The organism is Kribbella orskensis (assembly GCF_004342085.1).
GTDB lineage: Bacteria > Actinomycetota > Actinomycetes > Propionibacteriales > Kribbellaceae > Kribbella > Kribbella orskensis.
This window is the reverse complement of the sequence record NZ_SLWM01000005.1, coordinates 14,660-28,210: the sequence shown is the minus strand read 5'-3', so window position 1 is coordinate 28,210 and position 13,551 is coordinate 14,660. Positions and strand designations below refer to the sequence as shown.

14 protein-coding genes are annotated in these 13,551 nt (G+C 66.7%); 7 read left to right on the top strand and 7 right to left on the bottom strand.

The genetic code is table 11. The features are described 5' to 3' along the window. Positions 1–443 precede the first annotated feature (443 nt). Complete coding sequence (locus EV644_RS15460) at positions 444–1,556, top strand: ABC transporter substrate-binding protein (protein WP_132188982.1); 1,113 nt, start codon at positions 444–446, stop codon at positions 1,554–1,556. A gap of 326 nt (positions 1,557–1,882) precedes the next feature. Here the strand turns inward: EV644_RS15460 and EV644_RS15455 are convergent, their stop codons facing one another. The 3 genes from EV644_RS15455 to EV644_RS15445 form a co-directional block, all read right to left on the bottom strand. Beyond that, positions 1,883–2,413 (bottom strand): DEAD/DEAH box helicase, encoded by a 531-nt coding sequence (locus tag EV644_RS15455; protein WP_132188981.1) that lies wholly within the window; start codon positions 2,411–2,413, stop codon positions 1,883–1,885. A 66-nt stretch (positions 2,414–2,479) separates the two neighbouring features. Further along, complete coding sequence (locus EV644_RS15450) at positions 2,480–3,646, bottom strand: hypothetical protein (protein WP_132188980.1); 1,167 nt, start codon at positions 3,644–3,646, stop codon at positions 2,480–2,482. Then, on the bottom strand, positions 3,646–4,014 hold the full coding sequence (locus EV644_RS15445; protein ID WP_241998186.1) for a hypothetical protein: 369 nt from the start codon (positions 4,012–4,014) through the stop codon (positions 3,646–3,648). Before EV644_RS15445 ends, EV644_RS15450 begins: the two co-directional genes overlap by 1 nt. A gap of 771 nt (positions 4,015–4,785) precedes the next feature. Here EV644_RS15445 and EV644_RS15440 point away from each other — a divergent pair. Both EV644_RS15440 and EV644_RS15435 read left to right on the top strand, forming a co-directional pair. Further along, on the top strand, positions 4,786–5,445 hold the full coding sequence (locus EV644_RS15440) for a hypothetical protein (RefSeq protein WP_132188979.1): 660 nt from the start codon (positions 4,786–4,788) through the stop codon (positions 5,443–5,445). Positions 5,446–6,261: 816 nt separating this feature from the next. After that, positions 6,262–7,104, top strand: a complete 843-nt coding sequence (locus EV644_RS15435) for an alpha/beta fold hydrolase (protein ID WP_199239839.1) — start codon at positions 6,262–6,264, stop codon at positions 7,102–7,104. Between the two features lie 118 nt (positions 7,105–7,222). On the opposite strand, the gene EV644_RS15430 is transcribed toward EV644_RS15435, so the two are convergent. Next, entirely contained in the window at positions 7,223–7,963 is a 741-nt protein-coding gene (locus EV644_RS15430) for an orotate phosphoribosyltransferase (protein ID WP_199239838.1), read from the bottom strand. 173 nt (positions 7,964–8,136) lie between these two features. Beyond that, a complete protein-coding gene (locus EV644_RS15425; RefSeq protein ID WP_132188978.1) occupies positions 8,137–8,445 on the bottom strand; it encodes a hypothetical protein in 309 nt (102 codons plus the stop codon). A gap of 305 nt (positions 8,446–8,750) precedes the next feature. Between EV644_RS15425 and EV644_RS15420 the strand changes: the two genes are divergently transcribed. Both EV644_RS15420 and EV644_RS15415 read left to right on the top strand, forming a co-directional pair. Continuing rightward, a complete protein-coding gene (locus tag EV644_RS15420) occupies positions 8,751–9,380 on the top strand; it encodes a 4a-hydroxytetrahydrobiopterin dehydratase family protein (protein ID WP_132188977.1) in 630 nt (209 codons plus the stop codon). Between the two features lie 438 nt (positions 9,381–9,818). Next, on the top strand, positions 9,819–10,322 hold the full coding sequence (locus tag EV644_RS15415; protein ID WP_132188976.1) for a hypothetical protein: 504 nt from the start codon (positions 9,819–9,821) through the stop codon (positions 10,320–10,322). 151 nt (positions 10,323–10,473) lie between these two features. Here the strand turns inward: EV644_RS15415 and EV644_RS15410 are convergent, their stop codons facing one another. Next, positions 10,474–11,811 (bottom strand): aminotransferase-like domain-containing protein, encoded by a 1,338-nt coding sequence (locus EV644_RS15410; protein WP_132188975.1) that lies wholly within the window; start codon positions 11,809–11,811, stop codon positions 10,474–10,476. A gap of 82 nt (positions 11,812–11,893) precedes the next feature. Between EV644_RS15410 and EV644_RS15405 the strand changes: the two genes are divergently transcribed. After that, positions 11,894–12,640: a DJ-1/PfpI family protein gene (locus EV644_RS15405; RefSeq protein WP_132188974.1), complete on the top strand. Its 747-nt coding sequence runs from the start codon at positions 11,894–11,896 to the stop codon at positions 12,638–12,640. A gap of 174 nt (positions 12,641–12,814) precedes the next feature. Here EV644_RS15405 and EV644_RS15400 read toward each other — a convergent pair whose 3' ends face one another. Next, positions 12,815–13,153 carry a helix-turn-helix domain-containing protein gene (locus EV644_RS15400; protein WP_241998184.1) on the bottom strand — a complete coding sequence of 113 codons (339 nt, stop codon included), beginning with the start codon at positions 13,151–13,153 and terminating at the stop codon, positions 12,815–12,817. 72 nt (positions 13,154–13,225) lie between these two features. Between EV644_RS15400 and EV644_RS15395 the strand changes: the two genes are divergently transcribed. Further along, positions 13,226–13,534: a hypothetical protein gene (locus EV644_RS15395; protein ID WP_132188973.1), complete on the top strand. Its 309-nt coding sequence runs from the start codon at positions 13,226–13,228 to the stop codon at positions 13,532–13,534. Positions 13,535–13,551 lie beyond the last annotated feature (17 nt).

The following is a 13,551-nucleotide window of genomic DNA, read 5'->3' as shown; positions in this document are numbered from 1 at the left end:
CGCCTCAACCGCCGATGCGTCGAACGGGCAAGTCATCGCACCAGTCCGGGGCCTAGGCAACCGCTACGGATGTCTAGGCCCCGGTCGGTTCGAGCCGTGAGCCAGCCAAACCTACAGAAGAAGCCTGTGTGGGTTGTCGCAGGTGGCGTGGTGGCAGTCGTGGGGCTGCAGTTCACCCTTGTTGTTGTGTTGTCACACGCCTGAGCGGGACCAAACCCACGGCGGGCTGCCTCTGTTGCCGTGGGCCACTTGTCGCCCGAACCCACCGGGGCCGGTTCAACGCGAGCTCGCCAGGGCAGTCGAGCAACTGCCTGGCGCGCACGGCATGCAGGGCGGGGCGCCGAAGCTGGCATTCTCGGCTCGGCTACTCTCGACGCCACTGATGTTCACTCTGCGATCCGGGGCAAACTGCTACCGGATCGTCACGCGGGAGACGCCAACCCATGAATGCGCCACCATCGCCACTTGGAGCGGAGCGGACTGACGGATCAGCCGTCCAGATCGGCGCTCTCGTTCCGCTAACTCGGCCTGGTTGGGTCGAGGCAGGCCGGCACTTGCTCGCTGGACTCGAGCTGGCCGTTCGCGAAGTCAACGACGCCGGCGGGATCGTCGGAAGACCACTCGAGCTGGTGGTCCGAGACACCGCGGCTGATCCACAGAGGGCCGCGGCGGCCGTAGATGAACTGGCTAACCTGGGCGTGGCTGCCTTGGCGGGGGAGTATCACAGCGTCGTCGCTCGCGCCGCTGCCGCCAGGGCCGACGCCCTCGGCGTGCCGTTCCTCTGCTCGTCAGCGGTTCTCGACGCGCTCACCGAACAGCCAACGGAATGGGTCGCTCGCCTCGCCCCGGCGCAATCCCACGGCTGGCGGATCTACGCAGAGTTCCTCCTCAGCGCTGGGCACAGTCGAATCGCCGTAGCAGCCGAGTCGAGTGTCTACTGGGCATCTGGGGCTCGCATTCTGCAGGACTACGTCGCTCCGCGCGGCGGCACCGTCATCGAACTCGACATGGACGCGCTCGCCCCCACGGCCGTGCGCGACGAACTCGTCGACAATCGCGCGACAGCCCTCCTTCTTCTGGTCGGGCACCCGGAGCCGGCAGTGTCGATCGTCAAGTCCGTCCGCCACGACCAGCGCCTCGCCGACATCATGATTGGTGCTCCGGCCGGGCAACCGGAGTTCGCCGAATGGGCGACATTGCTGGGCGAGGACAGCGCCGCGATCCCATTCTTGCGCTACATGCCCGAGCGCCTCAGCCCACTCGGTGCACGAGTCGAGACGGCCCTCCGCGAGCGGCTAGCCGAAGCGCCCTCCTTCGTCGCCTTCGAGGGCTACGACACGGTCGCCGTCCTCGCCGATGTGCTGCGTTCTCACGGCGTCGACCGGGCGAGCACTGCCGAATCCTGGCCGCGCGTTGCAGTCGAAGGCACCCGCGGGCAGATCCAATTCTCCCGCACGCCAGGCATCGGCGTCTGGCAATGGGCTTGGACGCCCATCCAAGTCGTTGATCGAGATCCGGCGCAACCCGATCGCTTTCGGGTCCTTCACGCCAGCTGAGAGAGAGCACGGAGGTCCGACTGCCCATATCTGTCCGAACTTGAGGCCGTCTATCTGTCTACGTGTTAATCACTGGGCGCGCCCCACAGGCCTTCCTGCGGCCGCGGACCATCTCGTCTGCGCTCGGACTGTTCAGCAGCTACCTGTTCGGCGGCTCGTGGCGGCGCCGCCCTTGGCCGCAACGGGACTCATCGAGCAAAGCGACATGGACCACTCCATGTGCGGCATACGGAACAGGGCGCACCCGGGGAGACAGACGTGAGGCCCCTGGCAGGACAGGTCTCACCACAAGATCATGGCCGTAGCCACCAGAGGCTTCACGTTGGTCACCTATCCTGCCACGCTCGACGTTCCGCGCTGTGGCGGACCGGACCTAGCTGGAGGGCGATCAGGTCGTCGAGCTTGTCGCGGCGGTACGGTGTGGCGGTGAGCCCGAGCCAGCGGCGGGCCGAGATCTGCTTGACGGTGTGCTCGAACGCCAGGGCGGGGATGTGGTGGCACTCGTCCACGACGATCAGCCCGTAGCCGCTGGTGAGTTGCTCGATGTCGGTCTTCCGGGCCAGTGTTTGCAGCATCGCGACGTCAACCACCCCACGGGTTTTGCGACGGCCGCCACCGAGTTGGCCGACTTTGACCCCCAGCAGGTCGGTAATGCGAGCCCGCCACTGATCGGCCAGGGTCTTACGGTCGACAAGTACGAGCGTGGAGGTCGCATGAGCGGCTACCATCGCGCAGGCGATCACGGTCTTGCCCGCGCCTGGCGGTGCGACCAGTACGCCAAGGTCATGGTCGCGCAGATCGTCCACGGCGCCCTGCTGCTCGCGGGTCAGCGTGGCGGTGAACGTGAACTCCTGCACCTCGCCGGTATGCCGTTCGTCGGTAACCTCAAGGCGGCTAGAGGTCTGCTCGACTCGATCCGAAGCTCAGATGCCAGCCCGGTCGAGGCGCTCGATGAGACTGGGCTTGCGCGCGTGGGTCCGCCGCAGTGCGGTCGTGCGCAGTGTGAACTTGTCGTAGCGGTCCTCGCGTTCGGCGAGTGCTCGGAGATCGGTGAGCAGCGTGACGGCGGCGTCGTACTCGGCTGGTTTCCGGGTGTCGATCAGCGCGTCGACGCGTGACCACCAGGTGTCTTCCTCGGTGGCCAGTTCGTCGAGTCGTTGTGCGCGGGCCTGGGCGCGCGCCTGCTCCCGGCGTACCTCGTTTTCGGCGCGCTGGGCTGCCAGGTGACGCTTTCGGTCGGCTCGTCGGCGTGCCGCGTCGTCAAGCAGATCGGCCACGGTCCGGCGAGTCGGGGATGGGACGGTCGGCGCACTGTCGCCCCTGAAGCGGCGCAGCATCTCTATCCGTACTCTCGCGGCCTCCCCCTTGAGCACCCGTCCCAGGAGCCGGTTCTTCTCGCCAATCGATAGGCGATCCACCCAGGTGGCAAGGTCGTCGGGATCGTCGGTGACCTGCTCGAGCGTTGGACTTGCCTGCGCCGCGACCGCGAGCAGTTCGTCGTCGAGGCGCAGGAAATCCGCCAGTGCCCGCTGGGCAGCGGTGAGCATGCTCAGACCAGGCGGTACCGGTGGCTCGAGGTCGTTGTCGGCTTCGCGGTCGAAGACGTCCTCGTCCCGTTCCCAGGCGCCGTATCCGGCCAGCCAGGCGAGATAGAGCGGCCGGAGATCACCAGCCGCGAGCTCGGCACGAACGCCGACGATCGCTGACAACAACACCTCAACGTCATCGGTAAAGATCAGTTCGCCGGTGTGATCCTCGCTGGTTAGGTCGAGCACCACGAACTCGTCGGCGATCCAGGCATCCACCTGGTCGCCAGCGCAGTAGTCCTCGACGACATCGGGATCGAGGAGATCGCGGGGCAGACGGAACATCACCCGGTGCGTACCCCAGTTGGCCACGTGCAGGTGCGCGTCGTAATAGCTCTCCATCAACAGCTTCGGATGACCCCGGAAGTCGCCCCAGTGGTACTCGTTGACGAAACTGGTGGCGGTAATCCTCGCCCGGGTCGACAGGGACCGCACGTCGGCCTGCTCGTCATCGTCCAGCGGTCGGTCGATCGCCAGGAACTCGTAGTACTGGTACTCGCTCACTACCCCTCCGCGCGATCGTCCGCGGTGAAGGGCTTTGCCCGGAAACTCGAGTCGTCTCCGTTGTGGAAGAACAAGTGCCCGTCGATCGTCTCGTCATCGGCAAGAGACGCCCAGCCGCGCCCGCTGACCTGATCGCCCTCGTCGACACCCTCCCAGGTGAACTCGACACCGAGCCGGCCGTCCCGCTCGACTGGGCGGCAGTCCAACCAGCCGCGGACGGCGACGAAACCGAACCGGCCGGTCCCACCGGTGAACTCGATGAAACCCGGCTCGACCAGATCGATGGCATCACGGTCCCACCCGCTCATTTCCGCGATCCGCCACCGGCCGGTCAACCGCACCACAGACTTGCGAGCGCTCTCTGCCATGACCCGGCAGTGTAGCCATCGCGGGGGGATCGGCTCGAGGTGCCGCTGCCTGACGACGCACCGGCGAACCGCCAGGACATCAAGACCGAGGTCCCCCGTGTGTGTCTCGTGCATCGACGCCAGGCCCCCGGAGGAGGTTCGATCCGTGGTCGGATCGGCCCGGGCCGCTCGCCGACTCGTGCGAGTGACCAGGTGGAGACGTATAGGTCGATGACGGCGTCGACCTGGACCGGGGAAGGCAGCGGCGGCGCATGTCCGGTCGAGTGGGGTGATAGTTGATGGGCTAGGAGCAACTTGGCTGTGCCAGGCGACTTGTCGCAAGCGGCCATGTCGGTCCCACCACCCGTCCGGCCTTCCCTCACCCGCCGCCCAGGGATGGATCAATGACAGCTTCGGCTTTCCCCGAGCTTCGCACCCCGCCGTTACCAGCAACGCACGTCAGGGGTGGGGACAGGCGCTCGAACACTTACCCGGGCTACGTCATCGACGACACCGCCACCTCCAATCAACGCGCCACTCGACGCACGCGACCTCGTGTCGCACCACATAGGAAGTGCCTTCCCGCTTGGACCATTCTGAGTCGTAGACACACCCAGAATCCCTTGCAGGTAAGGCACTTCTCGGCACCTACGACGCTGTCGACGCACGCGATCACAGCGTTGCTGCAACGCCAAGGCTAGGCGATCGCGGAATACGGAAAGTGCGAAGCGCGACAATACATGCCGACCTTTGTGGACTTGACCGCCGAGCTAATGGACACTCGGTCTGTCTGTGGTGCCGCTCACCTTCCTGTTGAGGCTGGCTATGACTTCTGTGAGGACGGATATCGGGGGCTTCGTCACCGCGCGGCCGGCCCACTGGGTGGTGGACGATCGAGCATCGATCGCGTCAATATTGGCCGCCATCGCCCTCTGCCTCGGCGCGCTGTCGGGATGCACGAATACCCCTGCCCAAGGGGGCGGCCGTACAACGCCGTCATCGCCCCAGATTGCCCAGGCCCAACTGTTCGCGCTTGAAGGCACTGTGGGTTACCTACATCAATGGTCACGGCATCATTTGGTTCAAGAGCTTCGGGGCCTTACCGACCGCTCCGGCCCGATTCCGAGCGAGGCCTGGCTGCGGGCACTGCGGAAGGCGATTGCCGGCGCGGTTGCTGTTCATCTCGGCTGCGAGTCGGTCGATGCCAAGCTGATCGAGCCCGTGTCGACGACGATTGAGATACGGGCGGACAGTTGCATCTATCCCGTCAGCGCCACTGGAACGGACACCTTGGCTATGGCCCAGGGGTGCGTGATCCTTGCAGCACCAACGGGAACAGTTGACGCCTTCATCAACCAGGATGCACAAGCTCCCTTCGGCCCTCCCCCGATCCTTGTCGACTCACGTGCCAAGGCCGGTAGCGGCACTTGGTACTTAGGACCTTGTCTCTAGCCAAACGAGCCCAGCCGCGAAGCCGGGGGGGGGGGGGGGGGGACACCTGCCGGCGGGCGCGGCTGGTCACGCTCAGCCGGTGGCTGCGCGCCGTCTGGCCCCGTGGTGCCTCGTCAAGGATGGTGGCGGTGGTCTTGCGGAACTTGTGGGAGGTCACCCATGCCAGCTCGTCTGCCAAGGACCGGATGCCGGCGAGCTCTGTCAGCTCCATCAGGGCGGCTCGTTCCCGCTGGGCAGTTGGTAAGCCTCTGCCAGTACGCCGGCTTCCTGCTCATCGAGTCTGACTCGGCCAGTCTCGACTAGAGTGATGCGCGTCCTCTTCAACCGAGCCTGTTCATGAAGTCCTGCTGGGTGAAGCCCGCCTGGCGGCGATGGTTTCGAAGATCCCGGCCGAGTTCCCGTCGTCTCTCGCTTGCGACCGGCGTCCGCACGTCTCGCAGACTCTTTCGGAGGGTGTGCGGATCTCGAAACCCCCTGGTCGAGTCCGGGAAGATCGGCGAATCGGACGGCAGCCCGCGTTCCATTTAGCGCGGAGCATGTCCACAGCCCAGTCGGGAAGGGAGCATGCGCCGTTCGCCGGCCTCGGACTTGACGCGGGTGCGCACGAGGCCCTTCCCCGCTACCCGCTGAATCTGGTGTGTGCAGTCGACCTTGCCAGTGTCGAGTGTGAGACATCTGCCCAGAGAATCGCGAGCGTCTCTCCGAGCGGCGTGTGACATCCCAACGGTGCTGTCACATCGCGGGGTGGTGCTCGGACATATTGATGAGCCGATCGGCACGCGGTCGGCTGTCCATCACACGGAAGTGGACAGATCCATGACGAATCCCCTGACCAACCCTGCTCGCCGTCCCAGGAGACGCGGGCGCATTGTGGCGTTCCTGCTCACCGCCGCGGCGCTGGCCCTGGCGAGCTTCAACCCGGTGCAGAGCGCTGCTGGAGAACAGCGTGGGGCGAAGCCGACCATCGTGTTGGTGCACGGCTCCTGGGCGGACGGCTCGAGCTGGAACCGCGTCACCGAGCGACTGCAGGACGACGGGTACACGGTACGCGCCATCCCCAACCCGCTGCGCTCGGTAGCGAGTGACGCGGCGTCGGTGCGCGCCTTTCTGCAAACGCTGACGGGACCGGTCGTGCTAGTCGGCCACTCGTACGGCGGTTTCGTGATCACCAACGCGGCCACCGGGCTTCCGAACGTCAAGGCTCTCGTATACGTCAACGCTTTCGCCCCGGACGCAGGCGAGACCCCGTTCCAGCTCGTGGGGCCGGATTCGGCGCTCTCTGTCGACCCGGCGACCGTGTTCGACCTCGTACCCGCCACGTTGCCGCCCACCCCGGACACCGACGTGTACCTCAAACGGTCGACCGTCTTCGCCTCGTTCGCGACCGGGCTGAGTGCCGAAGACAAGGATCTCGTCTTCGCGACCCAGCGACCGGGTGCACTGGGAGCACTCAACGAGCCGTCCGGAACCCCGGCCTGGCGGACGATCCCGTCCTGGAGCGCGATCGGCACCAAGGACCAGATCATCCCGGCCAGTGCACAGCGGACCATGTCTACACGAGCGGGCGCCAAAATCACCGAGTACGACGCCGGGCACCTCGGCCTGATGACCGACCCCAAGCTCGTCACCAAGGTGATCGAGCAGGCTGCGCGAAGCTAGACCAAGGTCGCCGTACCGTGCGGCAGCAGGGCGGCGATCTCGGGCAGGACGTGGGCCCAGCTTGGCGAACACCTTGCGCAGCGAATGCCGCCGAGCCACGCCGGCGGTAGCAGCCGCGTCAGGCAGCGTGGTTCAGGAGCGTCCAGCGGGGATCGTCGTTGGGCCAGTGGTTGACGAGGGCATCGACTGCGAGCTGGTGGGTTGCCGGATCGAGTATGCCGTGATCGGTGGCTGCTGTGAGTACCTCGAGGTAGGTCGCGATGGACTCGATCGGAAGCGTGATGGTGATCGGCGCCACCGAAGTTGCAACGTCGCGCATGTCGACGAGGACGAAGACGCCGACGAGGTTCGCGCCTTCGCTCTGGAGCTCGTCTGCGAAGGCTTCGAGCGCCTTGCCCGATGAGACCGCGTCGTCCACGAGCAGCACTCGCTGGCCGGCGACTGCCGCTCCGCGGACGCGTGGTTCGTGGTCCTCGTGCCCCACGTAACCGGGCTTGCGGACGAACGCGAACGGAAGGTCGCCGGCCAGCGCGACGGCGGTGGCCAGCGGGATGCCACCGGTCTCGGCGCCGACGATGACGTCCACGCCGAGCCGATGGGCGAAGGCTTCACCTGGTACGGCGAGGTCGTGCAGCAACTGCGGGTCGCCGTACGCGTTCTCGTTGGAGAGTGGGTGAAGGGGGAGACGCGTCTTCACGTCCCAGTGTGCGATGCCGGGCCGGACGAGGCCCGGCACGATGGCTAGCCGAACGACGAGGTTCGTCAGCGGATTTTGAACGGCGGTGAGGCGAACCACGTCGGCGTGGTCGACGAGCCTTACCCGCTTGGGGTTCGCCAAGGTCATCTGGTTCGTAGTCATACCATCGACGGTCGCGCCGTATCGCGTTCATCGCATCTGTGGCGCCCACTGGTGATCACGCTGGACGCGAGCACGGTTGGCGACGAGGTGACGCTGGGGCTCGGGCTGCAGCAGCCGGGTCCCGAGACGGCTGACGGGTCAGACCAGGTACCCGAGCTTTAGGCGGGCGGCGGTCAGGTTGTTGGCCGCCTGCTCGAAGTGGTGATGTGCAGCCTGGAGATCGGCTTCGGCCAGCAAGAGGAACTGGCCCGGCTTGAGGTTCGGCTGCTCGGGCGGTGCACCTTGGGGGCCCAGTCGACCCGGCTGGTGAAGCGCGACAACCCGATGGATCGCATCATCAGGCCGGCGGCCGACATCATGGTGCGCAGTTCGTGGATCTCCGCTGCCCAGGTGTCCGGATCGACGTCCTCGTCCTGGCGTTTCCGTTCCAGCTCGACAGCTTGCCTCAACGCGGAGTAGGCGAGCTGCAAGGCCTCAGCCACGTCCGTAGGCTCTCTGCTGTCCCCAACCACCGTCGGCATCCGCAGCCTCCTGTCCGGATTCAGGAGCTACGGCAGCAGAGAACACCATGGCCTGACAAGCAGCTGTCACCGGGCGTGGGCAAATCGTGACCAGCCGAGCGAGGGACCGGCCGTCAACCGCCGGGGGCGCCGGGATGCCGGGATGCCGGGATGCCGGCCAGCGTCGCAACCCCGCATGATCGTCGAATTCGAGTCGATGGCATTGGTGCTGCCCGACGCTTGACCGCGCGGGCATCCATCGCGCCGCCGATGTTAGGTTCGCCGGCATGACCGAGCAGATCACGGCCGGGCAGTTCCACGCGGCCGACGATGTCGAGGACTGGCGCTCCCTCTACCACGTGGTCTCGGCCCACTTCCGGACCGGCTCGCTGGCCAAGGGCATCGCGCTCGTCGATGAGATCGGCCGGCTAGCCGGGGGAGCCGAGCAGGAGTACCTCAGCGTCGACCTACGGTCCGCCGGTGTCACGGTGTCCCTGGGGCGGCGCGACATCGCGCTGGCCCGGCGGATATCTGCCGCCGCCAAGGAACTGGACATTCCCGCCGACCCGACCGCCGTGCAGCTCGTCAACGTCACCCTCGACGTACTCGTCGGCGCCGACGTGCTGCCGTTCTGGCGGGCGCTGCTCGGTTACCGCGAGATCGGCGACGACTACCTGTTCGACCCGTTGCGCCGCGGCCCGGGCTTCGGGTTGCAGCAAATGAATGCGGCCCGCCCACAGCGCAACCGCATGCACCTCGATGTCGCCGTCCCCCACGATCAGGCCGAGGCCCGCATCTCCGCCGCCCTGGCCGCGGGCGGCCATCTGGTCTCCGACGCGCACGCGCCGATGTGGTGGGTGCTGGCCGACGCCGAGGGCAACGAGGCGTGCGTCGCCACCTGGGTCGGCCGCGAATAAGGTTGTTCGGCAGGTGAAGTTCGTGGCGTCGTTGGTGCTCCCGTGGCCCTGGTAGCAGGCGACCAGCGGGTACATGCAGACCGGCCGCTGGATTACGGTGCCGTCGCTGTCAGTCGTGCTGGCGAGGAACATCGCACTGTCGACGCCTGAGGCGTTCCGGTCACCCAAGCACGAAAGGAGAGAGCGCCAGATGTCCCCTTCTCACCCTCCCAGCCACCGACGACAATTGGGCTGTCACCGGCTTGGTGCCAAGGCCTCGCCGCGGAGAAGTCCGAGCGCCGCAGGTGCTAACCACCAGCCACTCACTGAGGTTGTGCCGCGCTCGAGCCATCTGCGGATCGGCACTGAGGCACCGAGGCTCTGGTCGCGGCCGCACGTGGCCTGGCTGGCGCCCTGATCATGAGGGGAGACCGAATATGCGTGTCCGAAAGGAACCCGATGACTCCGCTCGCGGCGGTGGTAGTCGGACTGCTGGCCGGGGCCATAGGGACCGCCTGCCTAGACGCTGTCCACTACAAGAAATACCGCCGCTCAGGTGGCACCAAGAGCCCGGTGGCCTGGGAGTTCGCGCCGGTCGAGAACTGGGAGACGGCCCCCGACCCAGGGCAGGTAGTCAGGCGCGTGATCGAGGGCTTCACCCAGCGCGATCTCCCCGACCGTTCCGCCTGGCTCATCAGCACCATCGCTCACTGGGGCTATGGATCGGCAGCGGGCGCGGCCTACGGAATCCTGGCCGGATCGCTGCGGACGCCACATCCCCTGTACGGCGTGCCCTTCGGCGCCGTGGTGTTCGCCAGCGACTACGTCGCCCTGCCTGCCGCAGGGCTCTACAAGCCGATCTGGAAGTACGACGCCACGACCTTGGCCTGGGACCTCAGCGCCCACCTCGCCTACGGCGCGGGCACGGGAGCCACATTCTGGGTGCTGACGAAGATCAGATAGGCGGCACCGCGACCCGTCGACGTCTCCCCGCGGGCACGGTCCCGCTTGGTCGGAGTATCGACGTACGCCACTGTCATGCGGTCCTCATTTGACCTCGCTGAAAAGGTTGGTACGAGCGGACGTCGTGGCGGACCGCTCGGTTGCGTCGTTGTCAGCGGAAGGGATCGCGGTCGGTTTCCTGTCGGACTGCGTGGAGGGCATGACGGAGGTCGGAGATTCCGACCGAGCCGAGCGCCAGTCGGAGGGCCTGCGGCACCGCGGGCGTCGCTGCGAATGGTTCGGCGGTGGAGACCGCGACTTGTCTGCCGGCCAGAGCTGCCGCGATCCGGTCCGGCCGTGCGTCCTGCGCCAAGGGCAGCCACAGGAAGTACGACGACGGGTGTCCCATACAAGGCAACCCGGCCAGAACCTCCGAGGCGATGGACTGCCGAAGGCGGGCGTCGTTCCGCTTCTGCGTCTCGAGGCGGTCGACGGTGCCGTCGTCCAGCCACCGGCAGGCGATCGCTGCCGTCAGGCCTGGGGTGTGCCAAGTCGTTGCCCGGATGACGCGCTCGAGCGCTGGCACGAGTGCCGAGGGTGCGGCGATGAAGCCGATCCGCAAACCGGTCGCCACGTTCTTCGACAGGCCTGACACATAGACGGTGAGGTCGGGGGCAAGCATCGCCAGCGGCGGTGGTGCATCCTCGACGAGGTAGGCATACGAGGCATCTTCGATGATCGAAACGCCGTACCGGTTGGCGATCGAGACGAGCCGCGCGCGCTGGGAGTCGTCGTGCACCCAGCCGAGCGGGTTGTGCAGGGTCGGCATCGCATAGACGGCGCGGACCCGACGTCGCCGGCACAACTGTTCGAGCGCATCGAGATCGGGCCCGGCCTCGGTCACCGGCAGGGGCGACAACTCCAGCCCTAGCGTGCGCGCGAGAACGATGAACCCGGGATAGGTGACAGCGTCCACCGCGACCACGTCGCCCGGCTGAAACAGGGCCATCGCCGTCACCGCGAGACCGTGCTGGGCGCCATTGACGATCAAGACTCTTTCGCGGCCGACGTCAAGTCCCCGCCGGCGCAGGTGACGGGCGACCGCAGCCCGGTCCTGAACGCGCCCGCGAGGTGGCTGGTACCGCAGGAGCGCGTCGAGGTCGCCGGCCCCGGCGAGGTCGCGCAATGCCTGGCGTAGCAGATCGGCCTGGCCGGGAACCGAGGGCGAGTTGAAGCTCAGATCGATGGCGTCGACGGCCACCGCCCGTTGATCGATCTCCTCGCCGGACGCGGCAGCGAGGTCACGCACGAACGTGCCCCGGCCCTGCTCGGAGCTGACCAGCCCCATCGCCTCCAGCTCGGCGTACACCCGGGAAGCCGTCACGACCGCGATGCCCTCGTCCGCGGCAAGCTTGCGATGAGTGGGTAGGCGGTGGCCGGCGGGCCACCGCCCGGCGCGGATCTGCGCCGCCAGCGAATCGACCACGCCCTTGTACTTCGGCGTCCTCACCGCCCAAGTGTATGCATGACAATTCTTCGACCGTCATGCACGGGCGGCTCTAGCCTGCGGTACGAACCGGAAGGAGCCTGCCATGCACACCGCGATCCTGACCTTCGACGGCTACAACGAACTCGACTCCCTCATCGCCCTCGGCATTCTCAACCGCGTCAGCGCACCCGGCTGGCGGGTCTCTATCGCCAGCCCGGCGCCGCGGGTGCGTTCGATGAACGGCGTCACCATCGACGCCATGATCGATCTCGATGAGGCCTGCACCGCTGACGCCGTCATCGTCGGTAGTGGCAGGAAGACCCGCGAAGTGGTCGAGAATCCCGCCATCATGAGTTCCTTGCGCCGGCTCGACCCGACCCGGCAACTGTTGGCCGCACAGTGTTCCGGCACATTGGTCCTAGCCAAGCTCGGGCATCTGACTGACGTGCCGGCCTGCACGGATCTCGTTTCCAAGCCGTGGGTTGTGGCTGCCGGCGTCGATGTCCTCGATCAGCCGTTCTTCGCCCGCGGCAACCTCGCCACTGCCGGCGGCTGCCTGGCGTCGACGTACCTCGCCACCTGGACCATTGCCCGCCTCCACAGCCTCGAAGCTGCCAAAGACGCCATGTACTACGTCGCCCCCGTCGGCGAGAAGGATGACTATGTCGCCCGGGCACTGCTCAACGTAAGTCCCTACCTCGAGCCAGCGCCGACGGAGGCCATGGCCGCCGCCGAGCGAGCCGCAGAGGATCCGCACGCGCTGGGGTTGCCCATCATCGACGAGGGCGAGCTCGGCCGATCCACCGGCGAAGGCTTCTACAAGTACGACAGGGTGGCACCGGCATCGTGAGCGAGCCGAGGTCACAAACGCAGCGGGAGGTCACCGATCAACCATCCCAAGGTTGGTCCGATCGGGCCGATCTTCGAAGAGCTGCCGACCCGGGACTCGGGCCCTGATGACGCTGTTCGAACACAACACCGACCAGCCAACACCTCGCGGGGATGCCCTCCCGGGGATGGGTGGCTACGTCGGAGCCGTGTCCAGCGCGGCGCCGTGCAGCTGTTGCCGCGAGCGGATGTTGAGCTTGGTGAACACCTTGCGCAGATGCCATTCGACGGTGCGGGGACTGATGTACAGCCGGGTCGCGATCTCCAGGTTGGAGAACCCGTCGCTGGCGAGCTGTGCGATCTGGGCCTCCTGTGGAGTCAGCGCGGTGGGGACTTCGGCCGTTCGCTTGCGGACGGTTTCGCCGGTCGCGGTCAGTTCGCGGCGGGCCCGTTCGGCGAACGCTTCCATTCCGATCGTGGTGAACAGGTCGTACGCCGTTCGCAGCTGGTCGCGGGCGTCGACGCGCCGACTCACACCGGCACCGGTTCCTACTACCCCTGGTGGCTGGACAAACTGGCCGACGACGTCGCCCTGGAGGGTGGGGCGATGAACGGGACCGCACGTGGCGCGGAGGACGTTCGTGCGATCGTCGTCCAGGCGCGGGAGCTGTACGAGTTCCAGGACTTCAAGTTCGCCGGTGACTACGGTGAGGACGGCTTCCTCGAGGACTACGCCGCTTCGGTCCAAGGCGAGCCACTCGGTGTTGTCGTCGTGGTGACCCGCAATGACGCCGGGAACGCTCAGCACCTCGTGGTGCTCCACCGGCCACGCAGCTCGCTGCTGCTGTTCTCGCGCCTGATGCACGAGAAGTTCGCCGGCACGCCGAACGCCGATCACTTTCTCGCCGAGTCCTGAAACGAAGTGTGAGAGCG